17 protein-coding genes are annotated in these 20,712 nt (G+C 66.6%); 7 read left to right on the top strand and 10 right to left on the bottom strand.

Annotated elements, in window-relative coordinates; all coding sequences use genetic code 11:
- The 5 genes from P9A17_RS18165 to P9A17_RS18145 all read right to left on the bottom strand — a co-directional run bounded on the left by P9A17_RS18165 (position 1) and on the right by P9A17_RS18145 (position 3,975).
- The gene (locus P9A17_RS18165; RefSeq protein ID WP_278040089.1) at positions 1 to 483 is read right to left on the bottom strand and encodes a DUF4126 family protein; all 483 of its coding nucleotides are present in this window, start codon (positions 481 to 483) and stop codon (positions 1 to 3) included.
- A gap of 68 nt (positions 484 to 551) precedes the next feature.
- Positions 552 to 1,397 (bottom strand): ATP phosphoribosyltransferase, encoded by an 846-nt coding sequence (hisG, locus tag P9A17_RS18160; protein WP_278040088.1) that lies wholly within the window; start codon positions 1,395 to 1,397, stop codon positions 552 to 554.
- A gap of 2 nt (positions 1,398 to 1,399) precedes the next feature.
- Complete coding sequence (locus P9A17_RS18155) at positions 1,400 to 1,681, bottom strand: phosphoribosyl-ATP diphosphatase (RefSeq protein WP_278040087.1); 282 nt, start codon at positions 1,679 to 1,681, stop codon at positions 1,400 to 1,402.
- Positions 1,682 to 1,717: 36 nt separating this feature from the next.
- On the bottom strand, positions 1,718 to 3,190 hold the full coding sequence (locus P9A17_RS18150; RefSeq protein ID WP_278040086.1) for a sugar porter family MFS transporter: 1,473 nt from the start codon (positions 3,188 to 3,190) through the stop codon (positions 1,718 to 1,720).
- A 101-nt stretch (positions 3,191 to 3,291) separates the two neighbouring features.
- A complete protein-coding gene (locus tag P9A17_RS18145; RefSeq protein ID WP_278040578.1) occupies positions 3,292 to 3,975 on the bottom strand; it encodes an HAD family hydrolase in 684 nt (227 codons plus the stop codon).
- A gap of 82 nt (positions 3,976 to 4,057) precedes the next feature.
- Between P9A17_RS18145 and P9A17_RS18140 the strand changes: the two genes are divergently transcribed.
- From P9A17_RS18140 to P9A17_RS18115, 6 genes are read left to right on the top strand one after another with little or no spacing between them, the layout of a single operon-like run.
- Positions 4,058 to 5,968: a solute carrier family 23 protein gene (locus P9A17_RS18140; RefSeq protein WP_278040085.1), complete on the top strand. Its 1,911-nt coding sequence runs from the start codon at positions 4,058 to 4,060 to the stop codon at positions 5,966 to 5,968.
- Positions 5,969 to 6,469: a 2-oxo-4-hydroxy-4-carboxy-5-ureidoimidazoline decarboxylase gene (gene uraD, locus P9A17_RS18135; RefSeq protein WP_278040084.1), complete on the top strand. Its 501-nt coding sequence runs from the start codon at positions 5,969 to 5,971 to the stop codon at positions 6,467 to 6,469.
- Positions 6,466 to 6,789 carry a hydroxyisourate hydrolase gene (gene uraH / locus P9A17_RS18130; protein WP_278040083.1) on the top strand — a complete coding sequence of 108 codons (324 nt, stop codon included), beginning with the start codon at positions 6,466 to 6,468 and terminating at the stop codon, positions 6,787 to 6,789. The genes uraD and uraH overlap by 4 nt, the downstream gene beginning before the upstream one ends.
- Before the next feature lie 12 nt (positions 6,790 to 6,801).
- A complete protein-coding gene (gene hpxO, locus P9A17_RS18125; protein WP_278040082.1) occupies positions 6,802 to 7,968 on the top strand; it encodes an FAD-dependent urate hydroxylase HpxO in 1,167 nt (388 codons plus the stop codon).
- Between the two features lie 4 nt (positions 7,969 to 7,972).
- The gene (locus tag P9A17_RS18120) at positions 7,973 to 8,797 is read left to right on the top strand and encodes an FAD binding domain-containing protein (RefSeq protein ID WP_278040081.1); all 825 of its coding nucleotides are present in this window, start codon (positions 7,973 to 7,975) and stop codon (positions 8,795 to 8,797) included.
- Entirely contained in the window at positions 8,794 to 11,481 is a 2,688-nt protein-coding gene (locus P9A17_RS18115) for a molybdopterin cofactor-binding domain-containing protein (RefSeq protein ID WP_278040080.1), read from the top strand. The genes P9A17_RS18120 and P9A17_RS18115 overlap by 4 nt, the downstream gene beginning before the upstream one ends.
- A 49-nt stretch (positions 11,482 to 11,530) precedes the next feature.
- Here the strand turns inward: P9A17_RS18115 and P9A17_RS18110 are convergent, their stop codons facing one another.
- Positions 11,531 to 12,109: a pyridoxamine 5'-phosphate oxidase family protein gene (locus P9A17_RS18110; protein ID WP_278040079.1), complete on the bottom strand. Its 579-nt coding sequence runs from the start codon at positions 12,107 to 12,109 to the stop codon at positions 11,531 to 11,533.
- 7 nt (positions 12,110 to 12,116) lie between these two features.
- Positions 12,117 to 15,890, bottom strand: coding sequence for a methionine synthase (gene metH, locus P9A17_RS18105; RefSeq protein ID WP_278040577.1), 3,774 nt, complete (start codon positions 15,888 to 15,890; stop codon positions 12,117 to 12,119).
- 265 nt (positions 15,891 to 16,155) lie between these two features.
- Here metH and P9A17_RS18100 point away from each other — a divergent pair, with 265 nt between their 5' ends.
- Positions 16,156 to 17,034, top strand: a complete 879-nt coding sequence (locus P9A17_RS18100; protein ID WP_278040078.1) for a PAC2 family protein — start codon at positions 16,156 to 16,158, stop codon at positions 17,032 to 17,034.
- On the opposite strand, the gene P9A17_RS18095 is transcribed toward P9A17_RS18100, so the two are convergent.
- From P9A17_RS18095 to mshC, 3 genes are read right to left on the bottom strand one after another with little or no spacing between them, the layout of a single operon-like run.
- Positions 17,031 to 18,503: a DUF1254 domain-containing protein gene (locus P9A17_RS18095; RefSeq protein ID WP_278040077.1), complete on the bottom strand. Its 1,473-nt coding sequence runs from the start codon at positions 18,501 to 18,503 to the stop codon at positions 17,031 to 17,033. The genes P9A17_RS18100 and P9A17_RS18095 overlap by 4 nt on opposite strands.
- Positions 18,503 to 19,390 carry an SDR family oxidoreductase gene (locus P9A17_RS18090; RefSeq protein WP_278040076.1) on the bottom strand — a complete coding sequence of 296 codons (888 nt, stop codon included), beginning with the start codon at positions 19,388 to 19,390 and terminating at the stop codon, positions 18,503 to 18,505. The genes P9A17_RS18095 and P9A17_RS18090 overlap by 1 nt, the downstream gene beginning before the upstream one ends.
- Before the next feature lie 27 nt (positions 19,391 to 19,417).
- The gene (gene mshC, locus P9A17_RS18085) at positions 19,418 to 20,656 is read right to left on the bottom strand and encodes a cysteine--1-D-myo-inosityl 2-amino-2-deoxy-alpha-D-glucopyranoside ligase (protein ID WP_278040075.1); all 1,239 of its coding nucleotides are present in this window, start codon (positions 20,654 to 20,656) and stop codon (positions 19,418 to 19,420) included.
- Positions 20,657 to 20,712: the final 56 nt, after the last annotated feature.

The following is a 20,712-nucleotide window of genomic DNA, read 5'->3' as shown; positions in this document are numbered from 1 at the left end:
TCAGACGAAGCTGACGAGGAATGCGACGAGGAAGCCGCCGGCGACGGCGACGGCGTCCTCGAGGAACGCGCCGGGCCGGTCGTTGCCGTTATTGGCCTCGAACAGCTTGGTGCGAAGCGCTGCGCCGGCCATCGTGCCGAGCACCGCACCCACGACGCCGGCTCCGGTGGCCGAGAACGTGTGAAAGAACGCGCTGCCGATGACGGCGCCGGCGAAGCCACCGGTGATCAGGCGCGTGCCGAACTGCACGGGAACTTTGCGACTCGGCGTCTTCGGCAGCTGGTCGGTGATCAGTTCCCCGACCATCAGGATGGTCAGCACCGTGACGGTGATCGGATGCGCCATCCACTCCGACCACTTGTCGGTGACGTCGATCCAGCCGAGCATCGCACCCCACGCCACCACAGCGGGGGCCGTCATGGCCCGCGAGCCCGCGATCACACCGATCAACAAGGCCAGTATCAGAGCCAGAACCTGCGTCATCGAACCTCCATGCGGTGGATGGACTTCGGCGACGCTAACACGGCGAACGACGCCGCGAGCGATCTAGATCAGAAGCGGCAAAACCGGATGTCGGAGGCCAGAATCGCCTTCGCGCCGATCGCGGCGAGCTCATCCATGATCGAGTTGACGTCCCTGCGGGGCACGAGGGCGCGCACGGCCACCCAGGCCGGGTCTGCCAGCGGCGCGATGGTCGGCGATTCGAGGCCGGGCGTGACCTCGGTGGCCTTCTCGAGCACCGTTCGGGGACAGTCGTAGTCGAGCATCAGGTACTGCTGGCCGAACACCACGCCCTGCACCCTGGCCGCGAGCTGATCACGGGCGGGATCGGGATCGGAGTCGGCCCGCTCGATCAGAATCGCCTCGGAATCACACAGCGACTCACCGAATGCCACCAGATGGTGCAGCCCGAGGGTGCGTCCCGATCCGACGATGTCGGCAATGACATCGGCCACCCCGAGCTGGATGGAGATCTCCACAGCACCGTCGAGGCGGATGACTGTGGCATCGATTCCTTTGTCGGCCAGGTCTTTACGCACCAGGTTCGGATAAGCCGTCGCAATCCGCTTGCCCGCCAGATCGCCGATCTGCCAGTCCCGGCCTGCGGGAGCGGCGTAGCGGAACGTCGACGAACCGAAACCGAGCGCCAACCGCTCCTGCACCGGCGCGTCGGCATCGGCAGCCAGGTCGCGACCGGTGATGCCGAGATCGAGTTCGCCAGAGCCCACGTAGATGGCGATGTCCTTGGGCCGCAGGAAGAAGAACTCGACGTTGTTCGCGGGGTCGACGACGGTCAGGTCCTTGGGATCGGTGCGGCGGCGGTAGCCGGCCTCCGACAGGATCTCCGACGCCGACTCGCTGAGTGCCCCCTTATTGGGGACGGCGACTCTGAGCACGATCAGAGCTTCCCGTACACATCGTCGAGGGACAGGCCACGCGAGAGCATCAGGACCTGGGTCCAATAGAGGAGCTGGCTGATCTCCTCGGCGAGGGCGTCGTCGCTCTCGTGTTCGGCGGCCAGCCACACCTCACCGGCCTCTTCGAGGATCTTCTTGCCGATGCCGTGCACGCCGCCGTCGAGTGCGGCGACGGTTCCGCTACCGGCAGGACGTGTGCGTGCCCGTTCGCTCAGCTCGGCGAACAGCGCATCGAAGGTCTTCACGTTGGGCAATTCTGTCACGCGAGGGCAAACGGATTGCCATCGCCCAGCGTGGGATCAGTGCGCCGCGGATTTGTCTCCGTGCAGGATCTCGCCGTGCATGTCCTCCAGCGACACTCCCTTGGTCTCCATGACCCACTTCCAGACGAACAGACCCGACAGAACGGCGCACAGCCCATAGAAGCCGTAGGCGAGGCCGAGGTGGTCCCGCAGGCCCGGGAATGTGACCGTGATCAGCCAGTTCGCGGCCCACTGCCCGGCGGCGGCCAGGCCGAGGGCAGCGGCGCGGATCCGGTTGGGGAACATCTCGCCGAGCAGCACCCACACCACCGGGCCCCACGACATGCCGAACGCGACGACGAACAGGTTCGCCGCGATCAAGGCGATCACACCCGATGCCCCGGGCAGGCTCGGCGTGCCGTCCGGGTTGACCGTCGCGTTGGCGAAGATCACCGCCATCGTGATCAGCGTGACCGCCATCCCCGAGGAGCCGATCAGCAGCAGCGGCTTGCGGCCGATCTTGTCGATCAGCGCGATCGCGATCAGCGTCGTCAACACGTTGATGACCGACGTGATGACGGTGTAGATCGCCGATTGGTCGGCACTGAATCCGACGGCCTGCCACAGCACGTTGCTGTAGTAGAAGATCACGTTGATGCCGACGAACTGCTGGAAGATCGACAGGCCCAGGCCGACCCAGACGATGCCGTAGATCCCGCCCGTGGGCTTGCGCATGTCCTTCCAGGACGGCTTGTCCTCGCGGTCGAGCGTCTCCTTGATGCGGGTGATGGTGATCTCGAGGTTCTTCTGACCGAGCAGCATGCTGAGCACGCGCCGGGCTTCCGGGATCTTGTGGCTGGCAACGAGATAGCGCGGCGACTCGGGGATCGTGAACGCCAGCACCCCGTAGAGGACGGCGGGCAGGGCCATGGCGAGGAACATCCAGCGCCACGCGTCGAGCCCGAGCCACAGTGGCTCGTTGGCTCCGCCCGCGAGCCACTGCAGCAGATAGTTGATCGCGAACGACAAGAAGATGCCCGACACGATCGCGAGCTGCTGCAGCGAGCCGAGTCTGCCTCGGATGCCCGGCGGCGACGTCTCGGCGATGTAGGCGGGCGCGATCACCGAGGCGACGCCGACACCGATACCGCCGACGATGCGGAACAGCACGACCGTCCACACCTCGTGCGCGAAACCGGTGCCGAAGGCACTGATGAGGAACAGCACCGCGGCGATCTTCATGACGGCGATGCGGCCGATCTTGTCGGCGATCCGGCCTGCGGTCATCGCGCCGGCCGCGGCACCGAGCAGGGCAGAGGCGACCGCGAAGCCGAGCTCGGCGTTGCCGATCCCGAAGTCCTCCTGGATGGAGTCCACCGCTCCGTTGATCACCGCGCTGTCGTAACCGAAGAGCAGGCCGCCGAGCGCAGCCACCGAGGCGATCCGCACCGCGGTCTTGCCGGACGAGAAGTCCTGGCCTTCCTCGAAGATTTCCGGGCTTTCCCCGACTGGACCACCCTGACCGGCCATGAGACGACCTTTCCCGCCACGTTGCGTGATACGAATCACATTCAAGCACTCGAGTCTGACAGCCGGGGGTGTTCCCGAAAGTGAGTGGGACTACTCGTCCGTCAGGCGCTTCGTTCGCGCAATTCGCGGTCGATCTCGGCGTAGATGCGGCGCAGATCGGCGACCCCGAGACCGGCCAGCGATTCGATGTGCCGCCGGCGCAGACCCCCGGGCACGGGGACGTCGTTGGGCACCACGAGCACGGCGCAACCGGCCTTCTCGGCCGCGGCGGTTCCCGTCACCGAGTCCTCGACGGCGAGACAGTCGGCAGGTGGCACCCCGAGAAGTTCGGCCGCCCGGAGATAGGGGTCGGGTGCGGGTTTCCCGCTGGGCACCTCGTCGCCGCACACGGTGATCGAGAAGTAGTGCCGCCCAATGCTGTTGAGCGCACGCTCAGCCAGCGGGCGGGCCGTGTTGGTCACCAGTGCCATCGGAGTACGTTCCGCCACAAGGGCTTCCAGCATCTCTCGGGCTCCGGCACACCACGGCAGGCCTTCGTCGAACAACCCCGCGGTGTGGTCGTGGAGCCAGCGGATCGATTCCGCCATCGCGGCCGGATCCAGTTCCAAACCGATTTCCGAGTAGACGGTCACCATGGTCTCTTCGGCCGAAGCCCCGACCAACGCCGTCCTCGTCTCCCGGCTCATCGCCGAGTCGTAGGACGCATACAGCGCGGAAAGTGACACATCCCACAGCTTTTCGGAGTCGACGAGCGTTCCATCCATGTCCCACAGCACCGCTCGCACGGAAGCCATTCTGTCATGCGGTTGTTACACCGCGCTAACCGTCCGCCGTGCGAAGCACTGTGACCTGCCTGATCCTTGACCGATGACGGCACCACCGAAGGCTTCGTCCGGTAAGGCCACCCGTGTCCACCCGGTCGACGAGGTCCTGCCGATCCCGAAGCTGGCCACCTACGGTTTCCAGCACGTCGTCGCGTTCTACGCCGGTGCGGTGCTGGTGCCGATCATCATCGCCGGCGCCGTCGGACTGTCCCAGGAAGAACTGGTCAAGCTCATCACAGCCGACCTGTTCACCTGTGGCATCGCCTCGATCCTTCAGGCCGTCGGTGTGTGGAAGATCGGCGTGCGACTGCCGTTGTTGCAGGGCGTCACGTTCGCCGGCGTATCGCCGATCATCGCGATCGGGCTCGCCAACGGTGGCGGCTCGGCCAGCATGCTGTACGTGTACGGCGCGGTGATCGTCGCCGGCGTGTTCACGTTCCTGATCGCGCCGATCTTCATCAAACTTCTGCGCTTCTTCCCCCCGGTGGTGACCGGGACGCTGATCACGATCATCGGGCTGTGCCTCGTGCCCGTCGGAGCCCTGGACGCGGTCACCAACCCACACACCCACGACGTCGATCCCACCAACATCCGCTGGTTCCTCTATGCGCTCGGCACGATCGCCGTCATCGTCGCGATCCAGCGCCTGTTCCGCGGCTTCCTGGCCACCATCGCCGTTCTGCTGGGCCTGGTGATCGGTTGCGCGGTCGCCTTTGCGCTGGGGGACATGAACTTCGACCGCGTCGGGGAAGCCTCGGCGATCGGGTTCACCCAGCCGTTCCTGTTCGGCATGCCCAAGTTCGATGTCGTCGCGTGCCTGACGATGATCATCGTGCTGCTGATCACGGCCGTGGAGTCCACGGGGTCGACCATCGCCACCGGGGAGATCGTCGGTAAGCGGGTCAAGGCCTCCGATATCGGCAACGTGCTGCGCGCCGACGGTGTGGCCACCACCATCGGCGGCATTTTCAACTCGTTCCCGTACACCGCGTTCTCCGAGAATGTCGGTCTCGTGCGCCTGACCGGCGTCAAGAGCCGCTGGGTGGTCGCCGCGGCGGGCGTCATCATGATCCTGCTCGGCTTCCTGCCCAAGGTCGCCGCCATCGTCGCGTCGATCCCGAACCCCGTCCTCGGCGGAGCCGCGCTGACGTTGTTCGCGACCGTCGCCGTCGTCGGCATCCAGACGCTCGGAAAGGTCGACTTCACCGACCACCGCAACCTGATCATCGTGACCACCAGTCTCGCGCTGGCGTTGTGGGTGACGTCCTATCCCGACATCGCCAAGGCCATGCCGACCGGTCTCGACCTGATCTTCGGCAGCGGCATCAGCATCGGCGCGGTCAGCGCGATCCTGCTGAACATCGTGTTCTTCCACACCGGCGGTCACGGACCGCGGGTCGCCGGTGGCGGTTCGATCACCCTCGACGAGGTCAACGCCATGACGAAGGAACGCTTCACCGAGGTGTTCGGCCATGTCGTGCAGGGTGTCCCGTGGGCTGTCGAGCGGGCGTTCGAGCAGCGCCCGTTCGCCGACACGAAGGCACTGCGCGAGGCGTTCCAGGACGCGGTGCTGACCGGGACCTCCGACCAGCAACTGGAGCTGCTCAACGCGTTCCACGACCTCGGAGCCGAGGACGAGACGGGCCAGATCCTGGCGGTCGACCATGTCGCGCTGTCCAACCTCGACGAGGACGACCACAATGATGTCGTGCAACTGGCCGCCGCGTACCGCGAACACTTCGGCTTCCCGCTGATCATCTGCGCCCGCGAGACCGAGCATTTCGACCGGGTGATCAAGAACGGGTGGTCACGTATCGACAACTCCCCTGCGGCCGAACGGGCGTTCGCCCTGATCGAGGTCGAGAAGATCGCCAACTACCGGTTCAGCGATCTGGTGGCCGACGCCAATCCGATTGCGGCGGCACGGTTCAGCCGACTCAACGAACTCCAGTAGATGGCCATTCTCGGAATCGAAGGATTCAATCGCCTCACCGAACGGCAGCGCATGCACCTGCTCTACGAGGTGTGTTCGTCACCGATCTGGGCGCGCCGCGTGCTGGCCGGCGGACCGTTCCGCGATGCCGACGCCCTGTTCGACCGCGCCGAACGCGTGCTGGCCGAACTCCCCGACTCCGCTCTGGATGCCGCGCTCGACGGGCACCCGCGCATCGGCGCCAGAGCCGACAACGCGAGCTCGGCACAGGAGCAGGCGCGGGTCGCTTCGGCCGACGATTCGGTGAAAGCCGAGCTGGCCGAGAAGAATCGAGCCTACGAGGAGCGGTTCGGCTACGTGTACCTGGTGTGCGCCAGCGGCCGCACCGCCGAGGAACTGCTGGCGATCCTGACCGACCGACTCGGCAACGACCCGGACACCGAGCGGCGCGTGATGCGCTCCGAACTCGGCAAGATCAACCGCCTCCGGCTGGACCGCCTGCTGTCAAAGGAGACCGCATGACCACGCTCAGCACCCATGTCCTCGACGCCGTGACCGGAACTCCCGCCGTCGGGGTCACGGTGACGCTCTCGGATACCGCGTCCGCTGTCCTGGCCACGGCGATCACCGATGACGACGGTCGCGTCAAGGCCGTGTCCGGTGCTCTGACGCCGGGCGTCTACCGGTTGTTCTTCGACACAGCAAGCTATTTCGCATCGATCGACGTTGCCGCCTTCTACCCCGAGGTGGTGATCGCCTTCGAAGTGACCGACGCCGATGCGCACTGTCACGTCCCGTTGCTGCTGTCTCCGTACGCCTATTCCACCTACCGCGGCAGTTGACGAGGAGCGCATGTGAAGGCAGTCATCATCGGGGCGGGCATGGGCGGTCTGACCGCGGCGATCGCGTTGCGCCAGATAGGGATCGAGACGGAGGTCTATGACCGGATCACCGAGAACAAGCCTGTCGGTGCGGCGATCTCGGTGTGGTCGAACGGCGTGAAATGCCTGAACTATCTCGGTCTGGAGGCGCAGACCGCCCGGTTGGGCGGCATCGTCGACTCGATGAGCTACGTCGACGCTCACACCGGTGAGACGATGTGCCGCTTCTCGCTGGAACCGTTGATCGAGGAAGTCGGGCAGCGCCCCTACCCCATCGCCCGCGGTGAATTGCAGCTGATGCTGATGGAGGCCTACGGTGCCGACGACATCAAGTTCGGCATGAAGATGGTCAGCGTCACGGACGGCCCCGAGGCGGCCACGGCCACCTTCGCGGACGGGACGACGGTGAGTGCCGACGTCATCATCGGCGCCGATGGCGCCAGCTCGATCACTCGCGAGTACGTCCTCGGCGGACCCGTCACCCGCCGCTACGCCGGGTACGTCAACTTCAACGGACTCGTCGACGTCGACGAGCGCATCGGGCCCGCCACCGAGTGGACGACCTATGTCGGTGACGGAAAACGGGTTTCGGTGATGCCCGTGTCGGACGGGAGGTTCTACTACTTCTTCGACGTCGTCGAGCCACAGGGCACCCCCTACGACAAAGGCAGCGCTCGTGAGGTTCTGCGCGAGCACTTCCGGGGCTGGGCCCCCGGGGTTCAGGTGTTGATCGACACGCTCGACCCGACGGCGACCAACCGCGTCGAGATCCTCGACCTCGACCCGTTTTACACCTGGGTGCGCGGCCGCGTCGCGGTGCTCGGCGACGCGGCGCACAACACCACCCCCGACATCGGCCAGGGCGGGTGTTCGGCGATGGAGGACGCGGTGTCGTTGCAGTGGGCGTTCAAGGATCGGCCGGGAGACCCCCAAGGAGCTCTGCTCGCCTACCAGGCGGCACGAGCCGACCGCGCAGGAGACCTGGTGTTGCGCGCGCGGAAACGCTGCGACGTGACGCATGCCAAGGACCCCGGTACCACGGCGCAGTGGTACGACGAGCTGCGAAACGAGGACGGCAGCAACATCATCCGCGGTATCGTCGGCAACATCATGGGCGGACCCGTCACCCCGATCAGCTGAATCCATGGACCTCAACACCGTCGAGTCGACACGCTCCCCAACCCGCCGCGATGACCTGTGGCCGCTGCAGCCGGGTGACTCGATTCTCGCCGGCGGAACCTGGCTGTTCTCCGAGCCTCAGCCGAATGTCCGGGCGCTGGTGGACATCACCCGGTTGGGGTGGACGTCGGTCACCGTCACCGACGACGGAATCGAGCTGGCCGCGACCTGCACTGTCGCCGACGTCTCGCGGCTGTCGCAGGAACTGGCGCGGGACCGGCCCGACTGGAACGCGGCCCCGCTGTTCCACCAGTGCTGTACCGCCCTGCTCGCGTCGTTCAAGATCTGGGCGACGGCCACCGTGGGCGGCAACATCTTCCTGTGCCTGCCTGCGGGGGCGATGATCTCGCTCACCTCGGCTCTGGACGCCGAACTCACCGTGTGGCGACCCGACGGCAGTGACTACCGGGTGCCGGTCACCGAGTTCGTCACAGGTGCCGGCACCAACGTGATGGGTGCGGGAGACGTTCTTCGTTCGGTGTGGTTGCCTGCCAGTGCATTACGGTCCACCACGGCCTACCGCAAAGTTGCGCCGTCACCGCTGGGCAGGTCCGGCATCGTCGTGATCGGTCGACGGGATGTCGGCGGCGGCTTCGTGCTTTCCATCACGGCGGCCACCGTGCGACCGTTCGTTTTCCGCTTCCCGGCGGCGCCCACCGAGTCCGAACTGGCGGCAGCGCACGCCGTTATCCCCGGCGATGCGTGGACTCGCGACGCCCACGGCGACCCCGACTGGCGGCGCGGGGTGTCGCTGGTCCTGGCCGAACAGATCCGTCGGGAGCTGACGTGAGCATCCGCGTCAACGGTGAAGAGACAGAGGGCGTTCCGGGTCCCGGCCAGTGCCTGCGCACCTATCTGCGCGAGCACGGCCGCTTCGAGGTGAAGAAGGGGTGCGATTCCGGCGACTGCGGCGCGTGCTCCGTCCTGGTCGACGGTCAAGCCGTGCACTCCTGCGTGTTCCCGGCGTTTCGCGCCGACGGCCGCGACGTCACGACCGTCGCGGGCCTCGGGACACCGGACGACCTGCATCCCATGCAACGCCGGTTCATGGACGCCGGTGGTTTCCAATGCGGCTTCTGCACAGCGGGAATGATCACCACGGCGGCATCGCTGCCCGACGAGCAACTGGCCGACCTGCCGCAGTCCTTGAAGGGGAACCTCTGCCGCTGCACCGGCTATCGCGCGATCACCGACGCACTGAGCGGCACGATCAACGTCGAGAAGTCCGGCGGGGTAGGCCGGTCGGTCGGTGCGCCGGCCGCGATGCGGGTGGTGACCGGGACCGAGCAGTACACGATGGACTTCACGCCGGTGGGCCTTCTGCATTTGGCGGTGTTGAAGAGCCCGGTGGCACATGCCCGGATCGCCGCCATCGACACCGCAGCGGCCGAGGCGATTCCCGGCGTCCGCCTTGTCCTCACCCACCGAGACAGCCCCGCCGTGCCCTTCTCGACCGCGCGTCACCAGAATCGGCACGACGATCCCGACGACACCTTCGTCCTCGACGACACGGTGCGCTTCGTCGGACAGCGGGTCGCCGCCGTGGTCGCCGATTCGGTGGCGATCGCCGAGAAGGCCTGTCGCGCCATCGAGGTCGTCTACGACGAGCTTCCTGCGGTGTTCGAGCCGGAGGCGGCCGCCGCTCCCGGAGCCCCATTGCTGCACTGCGACAAGGGAACCGACTCGCGCATCGCCGACCCGACCCGCAACCTCGTCGCCGAGGTGCACGGGGGCGTCGGTGACATCGCCGCGGGGATCGCCGCGGCGACCGCCACCGGAGGTGCGGTGGTGCAGCAGCGCTACACCACGCAGCGCGTGCAGCACACGCACCTGGAAACCCACGGTTGTACGGGGTGGCGGGACGACGAGGGCCGGCTGGTGCTGCGGTCCAGCACGCAGGTGCCGTTCCTCGTCCGCGACGAGTTGTGCCACCTGTTCGGACTCGAACGCGACGACGTCCAGGTTTTCACGCGCAGGGTGGGTGGCGGTTTCGGCGGCAAGCAGGAGATGCTGGTCGAGGACATCGTCGCGCTCGCGGTGCTCCGGCTCGGTCAGCCGGTGCGCTACGAGTTCACCCGATCCGACCAGTTCACGGCGGCTCCGTGCCGGCACCCCTACCGCATCGACGTGACCGCGGCGGCGGGGGCCGACGGTGTGCTGACCGCCTTGGCGGTCGATGTGCTGATGGACGCCGGTGCCTACGGCAACCACAGCATCGGCGTGATGTTCCACGGCTGCGAGTCGGTGGCGCTCTACCGCTGCCCGAACAAACGGGTGGACGCCCGCGCCGTCTACACGAACAACCTCCCGTCAGGGGCGTTCCGCGGGTACGGGCTCAGCCAGATGACCTTCGCGCTCGAATCGGCACTCGACGAGCTGGCGTTGCGACTTGACCTGGATCCGTTCGACTTCCGCCGCACGAATGTGGTTGTGCCGGGTGATGATTTCGTCGACGCGCACAACAAGTCCGAGGCCGGCGAGGATCTCACATATGGCAGTTACGGCCTCGATCAGTGTCTCGACCTGGCGCAGCAGGCACTGCGCGACGGCACCGGAGTGGCGGCGCCGGACGGTTGGCTGGTCGGCGAGGGGATGGCGGCGGCGATGATCGCGACGATTCCGCCCAGCGGCCACTTCTGCGACGCGTCCGTGACGACGACACGGGACGGCGGCTATCTGTTGGCCATCGGCACCGCCGAGTTCGGCAACGGCACCACCACGGTGCATGTCCAGCTGGCCGCCACAGAACTCAGCACCACCCCCGACCGCATCGATATCGCCCAATCAGACACGCGGGCAACAGGTTACGACACAGGAGCGTTCGGCTCGACGGGCACGGTCGTCGCGGGCAACGCGGTGATGCTGGCCTGTCGCGACCTGCGGAGCCAGATAGTTCACGCCGCAGCCGAGCTCACCGGTGTCGGCGCCCAGAACTGCACCCTGACGCCCCACGGAGTCCAGTGCGCAAGCCGGCTGGTGGAGCTCTCGGAACTGCCGCCACTGACCGGGCATGGCCGCCACAACGGCTCGCCTCGCTCGGTCGTGTTCAATGTCCACGGTTTCCGGGTTGCGGTGAATCCCCCGACCGGCGAGGTGCGCATTCTGCAGTCGGTGCAGGCCGCGGACGCAGGCACGGTGATGAACCCGGAGCAGTGCCGCGGACAGGTGGAAGGCGGTGTGGCGCAGGCGATCGGGTCCGCGCTGTACGAGCAGATGCTGATCGGGCCGGACGGCGTGGTGAGCACGCAAACGCTGCGCAACTATCACATCCCCCAGCTCGCCGATGTGCCCGTCACCGAGGTGCTGTTCACCGACACCTACGACCAACTCGGACCGCTGGGAGCCAAATCGATGAGCGAGTCGCCGTTCAACCCGGTCGCGCCGGCGCTCGCCAACGCGATCGCGCGGGCGTGCGGCGCCCGGGTCCGCGACCTGCCGATGACGCCGGCGCGGGTGTGGCGCAATCTTCCGTGATTCAGGCGTAGTTGGTCACGCTGACGTTGACCAACTACGCCCAAATCGCTCAAGAGTGACGCGGCGGGGGCAGCGGGTGATCGGGGTCGAGCGCCGGCAGGCCGTCGATGCTGTGGCCGTTGTCGCCGGTGATCCGCCGGGCGAACTTCTCGCCGTCCACCTTCGCGTGGAAGTCGTCGAGAACGGGCCGCTCGTCGACCAGGTCGTAATAGGGCACCGCATATCCGCAGGCGTCGGCGATCCGGTCGACGTCGACGACGATCGCCGACCGGGTCCCCGGATGCAGCTCGCCGAAATGCGGGAGCAGCCGGGAGAATTCGGCGTCGTCGGGGCGGACCACGCGCCCCGTTCCGTACAGCCGCAGGATCCGCGAATTGCGGTCGAAGGAGCAGAACATCAGCGTGATCCGGCCGTTGTCCCGCAGGTGCGCAATGGTTTCCGCACCGCTGCCGAACAGGTCGAGATAGGCGACGGTGTGCTCATCGAGTATCGCGAAGGTGTCGCGATATCCCTTGGGCGACAGGTTGACCCGGCCGCCGTCTGACGGGGCGGTGGCGACGAAGAACATCGCCTGCGCCCCGATGAACGCACGCAGCGACTCGTCGATACCCGCGAACACCTTCGCCACAGCGGACTCAGTCCTCCGGGTTGTAGCCCAGGTTGGGCGCCAGCCAGCGTTCGGCTTCCTGCAGCGTCCAGCCCTTGCGCTTCGCGTAGTCCGCGACCTGGTCCTGCGCCAGCCGTCCCACCACGAAGTACTGCGACTGCGGATGCGAGAAGTACCAGCCGCTCACAGCGGCTCCCGGCCACATCGCCATCGACTCGGTCAGCTCGATACCAGTCCGCTTCGTCACGTCCAAGAGGTCGAACAGCGTGGCCTTCTCGGTGTGCTCGGGGCAGGACGGGTAGCCGGGTGCCGGCCGGATTCCGACGTACTTCTCGGCGATCAGCGCCTCGTTGTCCAGTTGCTCGTCGGGCTGATATCCCCAGAACTCCGTGCGGACCCGCTGGTGCATCCGCTCGGCGAACGCCTCGGCCAGGCGGTCGGCGAGTGACTCCAGCAGGATCGCGCTGTAGTCATCGAGATCCGCCTTGAACTCCGCAATCTTGTCGGCGCTGCCCAGGCCCGCGGTGACGGCGAAGGCGCCGACGTGATCCGCCAGACCCGTGTCCTTGGGGGCGATGAAATCACCCTGGGACTTGTTCGGGACACCGTCGCGGTGCTCGCCCTGCTGACGCAGGTTGTACAGCGTGGTCAGCACCTCGGTGCGCGAATCGTCGGTGTAGACCTCGATGTCGTCACCGACGGCGTTCGCCGGGAAGAAACCGATCACCCCGTTGGCGGTCAGCCACTTCTCTTTGATCAGCGTGTCGAGCATCGCCTGCGCGTCGTCGTACAGCTTGCGGGCCGCCTCCCCCGACGCCGGGTTGTTGAGGATGTCGGGGAAGCGCCCCTTCATCTCCCAGGCGTTGAAGAACGGCTGCCAGTCGATGTACTCCCGCAGCTCGGCGAGGTCGTAATCGAGGAACTCCCGAACGCCGACCCCTTGCGCGGGCACCGGCGGCGCGTAGCCGTCCCACTCGATCGGCGTCCGGTTGGCGCGCGCCTTCTCCAGCGTCAGCATCGGCCGCTCGTTCTTCTGAGCGTGCCGTTCCCGCAGCGCCGCGTAATCGGCCGCGGTGGCCTCCAGCAGTCCCGGACGCTGCTTGTCGTCGAGCAGCGCGGCGGCAACCGGCACCGAGCGCGACGCGTCCTTGACCCAGACCACCGGACCGCTGCGACGCGGCGAGATCTTCACCGCCGTGTGCGCGCGTGAGGTGGTCGCACCGCCGATCAGCAGCGGGATCTCCAGCCCCTCGCGCTCCATTTCGACGGCGAAGTTGGACATCTCGTCCAGCGATGGGGTGATCAGGCCGGACAGCCCGATGATGTCGGCGTCGTGCTCCTTGGCCGCATCGAGGATCTTCTGAGCGGGCACCATCACTCCGAGATCGATCACCTCGAAGTTGTTGCACTGCAGCACAACTCCGACGATGTTCTTGCCGATGTCGTGGACGTCGCCCTTGACGGTCGCCATCACGATGGTGCCGTTGGTGTCCTTGGCTGCAGCCGTACCGTTCTGCTCCTTCTCCTTCTCGATGAACGGAAGCAGGTACGCCACGGCCTTTTTCATCACGCGCGCCGACTTCACGACCTGGGGCAGGAACATCTTGCCGGAGCCGAACAGATCACCGACGACGTTCATGCCGTCCATCAGCGGGCCCTCGATCACCTCGATCGGGCGCCCTCCCGCCTCGGCGATCTCCGCGCGCAACTCCTCGGTGTCGTCGTCGACGTGCGCGTCGATGCCCTTGACGAGTGCGTGTGTGATCCGTTCGCGGACAGGGAGGTTGCGCCATTCGGCCGCGACAGGGTCTTCACCCTTTTCCTTGGAGTTGAACCGCTCGGCGATTTCCAGCAGCCGCTCGGCGGCGTCCTCGCGACGGTTCAAGACGACGTCCTCGATGCGGTCCCGCAGCTCGGGGTCGATCGAGTCGTAGGGCACCAACGCACCCGCGTTAACGATGCCCATGTCCAGACCGGCCTTGATGGCGTGGAACAGGAACACCGCGTGGATCGCCTCGCGGACCGGGTTGTTGCCGCGGAACGAGAACGACACGTTCGAGATACCGCCGGAGATGTGCACTCCGGGCAGGTTCTCCTTGATCCAGGCGCAGGCCTCGATGAAGTCGATGCCGTAGGTCGCATGCTCCTCGATGCCGGTGGCCAGCGCGAAGCAGTTCGGGTCGAAGATGATGTCCTCGGGCGGGAAGCCGACCTCCTCGGTGAGGATCCGGTAGGCGCGCCCGCAGATCTCCTTGCGGCGTTCCAGGTTGTCGGCCTGACCCTGCTCGTCGAACGCCATCACGACGACCGCGGCGCCGTACTTGCGGCACAGCCGCGCCTCACGGATGAACTTCTCCTCGCCCTCCTTCATGGAGATCGAGTTGACGATCGGCTTGCCCTGGACGTTCTTCAGACCCGCCTCGATGACCTCCCACTTGGAGGAGTCGATCATCACCGGAACGCGGCTGATGTCGGGCTCGGCCGCGATCAGCTTCGTGAACCGGTCCATCGCGGCGATGCCGTCGATCATGCCTTCGTCCATGTTGATGTCGATGACCTGTGCACCGACCTCGACCTGCTGCAGCGCCACCGACAGCGCGGTGTCGTAATCCTCGGCCTTGATCAGGTTGCGGAACCGGGCCGAACCGGTGATGTTGGTGCGCTCACCGATGTTGACGAACAGCGAGTCGTCGGTGATGTTGAGCGGCTCGAGGCCCGACAGCCGGGTGGCCACGTCGATGCTCGGCAGTTCACGGGGAGTCTTACCCTCGACGACCTTGGCGATCTCGGCGATGTGGGGCGGTGCCGTCCCGCAGCAGCCTCCCACCAGGTTCACCAGACCGGCCTCGGCGAATTCGGCGATGTAGCCGGCCTGACGCTCCGGCGATTCGTCGTATTCACCGAATGCGTTGGGCAGGCCCGCATTCGGGTAGCAGGACACGAACGTGTCCGCGATCCGTCCCATCTCGGTGATGTAGGGTCGCATCTCCGGCGCACCCAGGGCGCAGTTGAGTCCGACGGCGAGCGGCTTGGCATGCCGGATGGCGTTCCAGAACGCTTCGGTGACCTGGCCGGACAATGTTCGTCCCGACGCGTCGGTGATGGTGCCCGAGATGATCACCGGCCAGCGGCGGCCGCGCTCCTCGAACAGCGTCTCGACTGCGAACACCGCCGCCTTCGCGTTCAGCGAATCGAAGATGGTTTCGATGATGAGGATGTCGGAACCACCGTCGACCAGCCCGTTGGCCGCTTCGAGGTAGGCGGCGACCAGCTGGTCGTAGGAGACGTTGCGGGCCCCTGGGTCGTTGACGTCCGGCGAGATCGACGCCGTCCGCGTGGTCGGCCCCAGAGCGCCGGCGACATAGCGGGGCTTGTCCGGGGTGCTGAACTCGTCAGCGGCCTTTCGGGCCAGGGCGGCGCCGGCGTAGTTCAGCTCGTAGCTGAGCTCGGCCATGCCGTAGTCGGACAGCGAGACCGCGTTCGCGTTGAATGTGTTGGTCTCCAGGATGTCGGCGCCCGCGTCGAGATACTCGCGGTGGATACCTTCGATGATCTGGGGCTGCGTCAGCGTGAGCAGGTCGTTGTTGCCGACGAGATCGCTCGGCCAGTCCTTGAACCGCTCCCCGCGGTAGCCCGCCTCATCGGGGCGGTCCCGCTGGATTGCCGTGCCCATTGCGCCGTCGATCACCACGATCCGCTGCCGCAGTGCTGCCGTCAGCTCGTCGGTGCAGTCGGGCCGGATGTTCGGCTCAAATGTTGCGGAACCGTGGTCCGCTTTCAGATCAGGGGAGGTCACAAGCATTCCTTCCATAACGGAAGGCGTCCTTGACTCTGCCGAGCGTGGCGGTCCCACGGGAGAACCAAGCCCCCGGTTAACCGTTGCAACGCCTCTCGACCTCAGAAAGTCTACGTCGTCACCCGGTCGGCGTCTGGACGCCCACATCGTCGCTGCGCTCCCCAGGTTAACCAGATAGCTGCCGGAGGTATTTCGTCGTCTGCCGGGCGCCGCGAAGTTGAGCGCGGGTCGATGCCCGTCATCGAGCCGATGCAGGGCTTACGCTGACCTTGTGACACCTTCGGATTTCGGCGGTCCGAAACCATCCGACCTGCCCGACCTGCGCGACACGATCATCGTCGCTGCGTTCGAGGGCTGGAACGACGCGGGTGACGCGGCCAGCGACGCGCTGGAGCATCTGGACGACATCTGGGAAGCCGAGACGATCGTCGAGATCAACGACGAGTCCTATTACGACTACCAGGTCAATCGCCCGGTGATCCGCCAGGTCGACGGCGTGACGCGTGAGCTGGTGTGGCCGTCGATGCGAATCTCGCACTGCCGTCCGCCGGGTAGCGACCGCGACATCGTGCTGATGCACGGTGTGGAGCCCAACATGCGGTGGCGGACGTTCTGCGCGGAGCTGCTGGCCATCGCCGACAAGCTGAACGTGCAGACCGTCGTCATCCTGGGAGCTCTGCTGGCCGACACGCCGCACACGCGGCCGGTTCCGGTTTCGGGGGCGGCCTACTCCCCCGATTCGGCGAAGACGTTCGGCCTGGAAGAGACCCGCTACGAGGGCCCGACCGGCATCGCCGGGGTGTTCCAGGACGCCTGCGTCCAGGCCGGGATCCCGGCCGTCACGTTCTGGGCGGCCGTCCCGCACTACGTCTCGCAGCCCCCGAACCCGAAAGCCACCGTGGCGCTGCTGCGCCGCGTCGAAGACGTCCTGGATATCGAGGTGCCGCTGGCCGACCTGCCCGCCCAAGCCGAGGAGTGGGAACAGGCGGTCACCGAGATGACCTCGGAAGACGACGAGATCGCCGAATACGTGCAGTCCCTCGAGGAACGTGGCGACGCCGAGGTCGACATGAACGAGGCGCTGGGCAAGATCGACGGCGACGCGCTCGCTGCGGAGTTCGAGCGCTATCTACGCAGGCGCGGACGCTAGACCTTCGCGGGGACCGGCGCCTTCCAGGTGCCGTTGAGCGCATCCGGCTTCGGCCAGTACAGCCGCAGCACCAGAGCGAACGGCCCCTCCGGCGCGGGCAGCCAGTTGGCTTCCTTCTCGATGCCCGGCGATTCGTGCTGGACGTAGAGGGTGTAGCCGCCGTCGGGATCGGGCACGAGGCTGGGCAGCATCTCCGAGTTGATCAGGTAGCGCTTCATCGGGTTTTCGACGAGCTGGCTGGCGGGCAGCTGGTACATCGTCAGCGACCAGAACGCGTTGACGGGCGGCAGCTGGCCCGACGGGAAGCGGTAGACGTATGTGTTCGTGCCGGTGAGCGGGGCACCGTCAGCGTCGTTGAAGGCGCCCGGGTAGACGGCTTCGGCCGCGGTGTTGCCGTAGATGCCGAGCACCGCCCCCGCCATTCGGTACAGGTAGTTGCCCTTCAGATCCTCGGCGGTGCCGAAGAATTGGGCCGAACCCAGTTCGCCGGTGTCGACCTTGTCCTTCTTGAACCCGTTGAATTCGGCCCACGCATCGGCCATCCCACCCTCGATCGCGGATCGCATCTCGGGGCTCAGCGCGTCGGCGTCGAAACCGATTTTTCCCCCGTCGCTTCGCTCGCCCCGGGTCCCGATGCCGATCGTGCCGAAACGCTCCCGCAGCTCCTCCTCGCCGGGCAACACCGGCGCGAACCGCATCGCGAAGTCGAGAATCTCGAAGAACTGCGGCGAGGTCTTCTGCTGATCCGCCGTCAGCGGCGGCACGAAGTCGATGGTGGGCGCCGGTGCAGGCGACGGCTGGTTGAGATACACCGACAGCGGGGCCGCCTGGTAGCCCGCCTGGATCTTCTCGACCTCTTCGAGATCCGACGGCCCCATCAGCTGGGTGCGGTACAGCACGAACGCCAGTTCGGTGTCCGACCGGATCACCTCGTTGATCCCTTCGGGCTTCTCCCCCTGCCAATTGGGTCCTGCGAGTAGGTATTTCCCACCACCGTTACCAGTGGTGCGACTACCGACGTAGGCCATGTTGAAGGTGTAGCCGTCGACGAACTGCAGTGAGTAGTAGCGGTCCTGCTGGATCGGCGGCACCGTCAGGACCAGCGGCTCGGCCCGCAGATCGGCGCCGAGGAACGAGTACGGCGTATCCGAGTTCGGGGTCTGGATCGCGGTGTCGGCCGGGGTGTAGACGCGGGCGGTGTTGTGGATCTCGTTCCAGCCGCCCTTGTACTCCGGGTCTTCCTTGTCGACGAAGTAGCTGTACTGCACGCGGTAGTTGTCGACCATCGGGAAGCCGTAGATGTAGGCCTCTTTCGCGATGGCGCGGGCTTCATCCGGGGAGACGGAATCTTCGGCCGCAGGCGGCACCGGCGACGAGCTGGTGTCGGCGTCGTTGGTCGTGGCGCCCGAGCAACCGGCCGTCAGGGCGACGGCTGCGACTAAAGCGGTCAGAACGCGCAAGTTGCGCATCAACGGTCCTCCAGATCCTTGGTGCGGGTACCCATCGAACGGCCGAGCGCGGCCACCTCGGCATCCATCCGCGGCAGCAGGTCCGCCACGAACCTCCGCACCGGCATTTCCCCCAGCGGCGTCGCGAGAACAGGTTTGAGCCACCTGATCGCCCCGACCCAGCCGGGGCAGTTGACCTGCCGCTTGCGTTTCTCGATCCCGGCCACGAACGCGTCCCCGCAAGCTTCGACGGATGTGGTCTGGTTCAGCGGGAACGGCAGCTTGCTGATCATCTCTCCGAACGTGGACAGGTCTTTGCGCGTGTCGCGGACCAGCGGGGTGTCGATCCACGACATGTGGGCGGATCCGACGTCGACTCCCCGGTAACCCACCTCCAGGCGCAGCGCGTTCGCGAACTGCTCGTTGGCGGCCTTCGCCGCGTTGTAAGCGGCCAGCCCCGGTGCCGCGGCGTAGGAAGCCAGCGATGCGACGATCAGCACGTAGCCGCGCCGTTCGAGCACCGCCGGCAGCGTCGCGCGCACGGTGTGGAAGACCCCCATGACGTTGACGTCCATCAACGTCCTGAAGGCGTTCGGGTCCACCTGCAGCACCGACCCGTAGGACGCGATCCCGGCGTTGGCCATCACCACGTCGATGCCGCCGAACCGGTCGACGGCGCTCGCCGCGGCGTCCTCCATGGCAGACAGGTCCCGCACATCGGCGATGAGCGTGTGCACGCGGTTTCCGCCCAGGTGCTCGCGGAGCTCGGCCAGCGGTGGCTCGTCGAGGTCGGTGAGCACGAGGTTGGCACCCTTGGAGTGCAGCTGCCGGGCGACCTCGGCTCCGACACCGCGGGCGCCGCCGGTGATGAAGACGGTTTTTCCGGCGACGGACCCGGCAGAAGGCATGGCCGAAACCTACCCCGTCACGGTGCGCTAGAGCTGAATTCCCAACAGCGCGTCGACGGCCGTTGCGACCGTTGCGCCGGCCTCAGCGTCGTGCCCGCCGTAAGACAGTGCGTCGGTGGCCCAACCATCAAGGGCGGCAAGCGCTTTCGGCGTGTCCAGGTCATCGGCAAGGTAGCGCCGCACCCGCGAGACGACATCGGCCGGATCGGGAGCACCGTCGAGCGCGGTGGCGCTGCGCCACCGGTGCAGGCGCTGCTGCGCCTCCTCCAGCACCGCCGGGCTCCAGTAACGGTCCTCGCGGTAGTGCCCGGCGAACAACCCGAGTCGGATGGCGGCCGGGTCGACGCCGTCACGGCGCAGCTGCGAGACCAGGACCAAGTTGCCGCGGCTCTTCGACATTTTGTGCCCGTCCCAGCCGATCATCCCGGCGTGGACGTAGTGGCGCGCGAATCGCCGCTCGCCGGAGACACATTCGGCGTGTGCGGCCGAGAACTCGTGGTGCGGGAAGATCAGGTCGCTGCCACCGCCCTGGATGTCGACGACAGTGCCGATGCGGGTCATCGCAATCGCCGCACACTCCACATGCCAGCCGGGCCGTCCGGGTCCGAACGGCGACGGCCAGCTCGGCTCGTCGGGCCGCTCGGCCCGCCACAGCAGCGCATCCAGCGGGTCGCTCTTACCGGGCCGGTCAGGGTCGCCGCCGCGCTCGCTGAACAGCGCCATCATGGTGTCGCGGTCGTAGCCCGACTCGTAACCGAACTGTGTGGTCGCCCCGGCGTGAAAGTAGACGTCCGGGTACTGCGGGTCGTCGACGACGTAGGCCGCCCCGGAGGCCAGCATCTTCTCGACGACCTCGATGACCTCGGCGATCGCCTCGGTGGCGGCCACGTAGTCGCGCGGCGGCAACACCCGGAGGGCGGCCATGTCCTCACGGAACAGATCGGTTTCGCGGTCGCCGAGTTCGCGCCAGCCGATACCGTCGCGTGCCGCCCGTTCGAACAGCGGATCGTCGACGTCGGTGATGTTCTGGACGTAGTGCACGTCGTGCTCGCCGTCGCGCCACACGCGGTTGACCAGATCGAAAGTCAGATATGTGGCGGCATGGCCGAGGTGGGTGGCGTCGTACGGGGTGATCCCGCAGACGTACATGGTCGCGGCGGGGCCCGCACTGACCGGCCGCACGTGACGGTCGGCGCTGTCATAGAGCCGCAGCTGCGGTCCCCGCCCAGGCAGCACCGGAACACTCGGCGCCGACCACGATTGCATAGCCTCGACTTTAGACATCGACGTGTGCGACAACGTCGACGGCTGATTCATTCCCG

Origin of the sequence: Mycobacterium sp. 236(2023) (genome assembly GCF_029623955.1) — a bacterium.
Classification (GTDB): domain Bacteria; phylum Actinomycetota; class Actinomycetes; order Mycobacteriales; family Mycobacteriaceae; genus Mycobacterium.
This window is presented reverse-complemented; position numbering and strand designations above follow the sequence as displayed.

Bases quoted from the DNA above. Each gene is read 5' to 3' on its own strand.
- mshC (WP_278040075.1), bottom strand. From the start codon at position 20,656: ATGCAATCGTGGTCGGCGCCGAGTGTTCCGGTGCTGCCTGGGCGGGGA.
- P9A17_RS18090 (WP_278040076.1), bottom strand. From the start codon at position 19,390: ATGCCTTCTGCCGGGTCCGTCGCCGGAAAAACCGTCTTCATCACCGGC.
- P9A17_RS18165 (WP_278040089.1), bottom strand. From the start codon at position 483: ATGACGCAGGTTCTGGCTCTGATACTGGCCTTGTTGATCGGTGTGATC.
- P9A17_RS18095 (WP_278040077.1), bottom strand. From the start codon at position 18,503: ATGCGCAACTTGCGCGTTCTGACCGCTTTAGTCGCAGCCGTCGCCCTG.
- P9A17_RS18150 (WP_278040086.1), bottom strand. From the start codon at position 3,190: ATGGCCGGTCAGGGTGGTCCAGTCGGGGAAAGCCCGGAAATCTTCGAG.
- metH (WP_278040577.1), bottom strand. From the start codon at position 15,890: ATGCTTGTGACCTCCCCTGATCTGAAAGCGGACCACGGTTCCGCAACA.
- P9A17_RS18140 (WP_278040085.1), top strand. From the start codon at position 4,058: ATGACGGCACCACCGAAGGCTTCGTCCGGTAAGGCCACCCGTGTCCAC.
- uraH (WP_278040083.1), top strand. From the start codon at position 6,466: ATGACCACGCTCAGCACCCATGTCCTCGACGCCGTGACCGGAACTCCC.
- P9A17_RS18120 (WP_278040081.1), top strand. From the start codon at position 7,973: ATGGACCTCAACACCGTCGAGTCGACACGCTCCCCAACCCGCCGCGAT.
- uraD (WP_278040084.1), top strand. From the start codon at position 5,969: ATGGCCATTCTCGGAATCGAAGGATTCAATCGCCTCACCGAACGGCAG.